This window comes from Burkholderia sp. BCC1977, from assembly GCF_905339595.1.
In the GTDB taxonomy this organism is placed as follows: domain Bacteria; phylum Pseudomonadota; class Gammaproteobacteria; order Burkholderiales; family Burkholderiaceae; genus Burkholderia.
This window is the reverse complement of record NZ_CAJPGQ010000107.1, coordinates 1-2,823: the sequence shown is the minus strand read 5'-3', so window position 1 is coordinate 2,823 and position 2,823 is coordinate 1. Positions and strand designations below refer to the sequence as shown.

Here is a 2,823-nt window from a genome sequence, read left to right as displayed (position 1 = left end):
GTCCGATGTGCCTGACGCGGGTCAGCGGCTCTTGCTGAAAGGCTACACGGCAGCGGACCTGAATGAGCGGCCCGCTGCACTTGCAGAACAATCGTCGCTTGTCACAGTTACTAACGGTGCGGAGTATCGGGCATCGAGCTCCCAGAGGGATGGCGACTTGCGATGCCCTCCGTCGCCAATGCGTCGATCACATCGGCGTGACGAGGAGTCGCTTGTCCTCGACAGTAATCCTGACACGTTCTCCCGCCTCGAATCCCGCGTCCTCAAGCCATACTCCCGCCAATTTGATCCACGGGTAATACGTCGTGTTCAGTTTCCGGTGGGCTCTGATGGCACGGAGGACCCTGGACAAGGAATGATGGCGCTCTGACTCTTGAACAGTGACGAAGCGTTCCGTTACGACGGGGCGTGACTTATGATTGGTGTTAGCCATTTCCGACTCCTGACGTGAGTTGGTGGTGGTTAGCGGGTCGTATGGGTGGCAGCCCATGCGGCCCGCGCTTTTTGCGGTGACGCCATTTGAGTCTACCTAACTGGGCATCTCGAAATATGAAAAATTCGAGCAGTGGCCAAACGGCATAGCTTCTCGAGTTTTCGCCGTACACCGATGGCGGAGCCAGCGGCACAACCACCAGCACCGCCGACCAAGGCTCCGAAAATCGCTCCTGCGAAGCCACCGAGCCAACCGGGCCGGCGACCGTGTCGATACCGTAGGGCGACTTAGTTGATGAGACGCCGCACACTAAAAATCAAAGACTTACGAAGACGCCCGCCACAAGCACTTTGTGGCGACGACGGAGTTGTTGCGACTGGTCTACTTCCGCGCCGAAGTAGTAGCGTTTGGGTGCGACCCCAATAACCCACGAGCTCTCTGAGCGGCTCGTGCGAACCTCGGAAGGTCCAGGCTTAGAAAAAGCTCAAGAGCGGCTCCAAGAGCGGGAAAATCTGCGAGGGTGGGACGCCGCGTCCCGTGAGCTGGCTTCAAATGACCCTGGCCCCGAACACGGCCGGCCCCACTGCAATTCTTCCGTGGAGCACGGCCATGAAATCGGATCGGATCTGTGCCGCCTGCGGCGCACCCTTCACTCCGCTCTTACATATCCCGCATCAACGCTTCTGCTCGGCCAAGGCGTGCCAGCGTGCTCGCCGGCGTGCGTGGCAGCACCAGCGCATGCGAGTCGATCCCGACTATCGCGAGAATCAGATCCGCGCCCAGGCCAGCTGGCGGGCCCGACATCCTGACTACTGGCGGCACTACCGCGAGACGCACCCGGCCTATCGCGATCGCAATTGCGCGATGCAGCGACGACGAAATGCGCGGCGCACTGCTAGTGCTGTTGCAAACATGGACGTGTGGCCGGCCCATCGCCCGCTGGCATCTGGGTTTTATATCCTGCGCAACGCGGTTGAGGCCGGCGTTGCAAAGATGAACGCGTGGACGGTGCACATCGCCGTGCTATCTGAGCCCAGGCCCGTTCCGGCGTGATTGCAAAGAGATGACGTGTACGACAAGGGTCTATGGCCTGCTACCTTGGCTGTGTACTCGCTCGCATTCGACGTCATTGCAAGGCGCGACGCGTTCGCCGATACAAATCCCCTAGTTGATGTCGGGGATGGCGCAGCGAGGGGCGGTTGCCAGTGGGAGCTGGATCGTGGACCTCGATTGCACATGCGAATCCGTTGACGAGCAGGCCTGCAGGATGCGGGCTGCTGAATACGTTCGGATGTCGACGGAGCATCAGCAATACTCGACGGAGAATCAGCGTGATCGCATTCGCGACTACGCTGCTCGTCGCGATCTCGAGATCGTACGGACCTACGCCGACGAGGGTAAAAGTGGATTGCGCATCGATGGGCGCCAAGCGCTGCAGCAGCTGATCCGGGACGTGGAAACCGGCATGGCCGATTTCCAGGTGATCCTCGTCTACGACGTAAGCCGCTGGGGACGATTCCAGGATGCAGACGAAAGTGCCTATTACGAGTACATCTGCCGGCGCGCTGGCATCCAGGTCGCCTATTGCGCCGAGCAGTTCGAGAACGACGGCTCGCCAGTTTCGACGATAGTCAAAGGCGTGAAGCGCGCGATGGCCGGAGAGTACAGCCGCGAGTTGTCAGCGAAGGTCTTCGCCGGCCAGTGTCGGTTGATCGAGCTCGGTTTCCGGCAAGGCGGCCCTGCAGGCTATGCGTTACGCCGGATCCTCGTGGACGAGCATGGCCTCATGAAAGGGGAATTGCAACGCGGCCAACACAAGTGCCTGCAGACGGACCGCGTCATTCTAATGCCGGGCCCGGACAGCGAGGTGCGTATCGTCAACCTCATCTACAGCTGGTTCATCAATGAGTCACTCAATGAGCACGAGATCGCCGCACGCCTGAACGGCATGAACGTTCAGACGGACCTTGGGCGTCCCTGGACTCGGGCAACTATTCGCGAGGTGCTCACTAACGAAAAGTACATCGGCAACAACGTCTACAACCGTGTGTCGTTCAAGCTGAAGAAATCTCGCGTCACGAATCCGTCGGAGATGTGGATACGCAAGGAGGGTGCGTTCGAACCCATCGTGCCGAGCGAAACGTTCTATACCGCGCAGGGCATCATGCGGGCGCGCGCCCGGCGCTACTCGAGCGAGGAGCTTATTGAGCGTCTGCGAAACCTGTACCGAAGCAGAGGCTTTCTATCGGGCGTTGTGATCGACGAAACGGAGGGCATGCCGTCCACCTCGGTGTATGTGTATCGCTTCGGTAGCTTGATTCGTGCGTATCAGACGGTTGGCTTCACGCCAGGACGTGACTATCGTTATATCGAAACGAATCGCTTCATTC

At 59.5% G+C, this 2,823-nt stretch carries 3 protein-coding genes; 2 read left to right on the top strand and 1 reads right to left on the bottom strand.

Annotated elements, in window-relative coordinates; translation table 11 throughout:
- Positions 1–187: 187 nt before the first annotated feature.
- On the bottom strand, positions 188–433 hold the full coding sequence (locus tag U5771_RS34825; protein WP_322028136.1) for a SymE family type I addiction module toxin: 246 nt from the start codon (positions 431–433) through the stop codon (positions 188–190).
- Positions 434–1,042: 609 nt separating this feature from the next.
- On the opposite strand from U5771_RS34825, the gene U5771_RS34820 reads away from it, so the two are divergent.
- Positions 1,043–1,486: a hypothetical protein gene (locus U5771_RS34820; protein ID WP_124260255.1), complete on the top strand. Its 444-nt coding sequence runs from the start codon at positions 1,043–1,045 to the stop codon at positions 1,484–1,486.
- Between the two features lie 118 nt (positions 1,487–1,604).
- On the top strand, positions 1,605–2,823 hold a 1,219-nt coding region (locus U5771_RS34815; protein ID WP_322028135.1), incomplete at its 3' end, for a recombinase family protein.

Bases quoted from the DNA above. Each gene is read 5' to 3' on its own strand.
- U5771_RS34825 (WP_322028136.1), bottom strand. From the start codon at position 433: ATGGCTAACACCAATCATAAGTCACGCCCCGTCGTAACGGAACGCTTC.
- U5771_RS34820 (WP_124260255.1), top strand. From the start codon at position 1,043: ATGAAATCGGATCGGATCTGTGCCGCCTGCGGCGCACCCTTCACTCCG.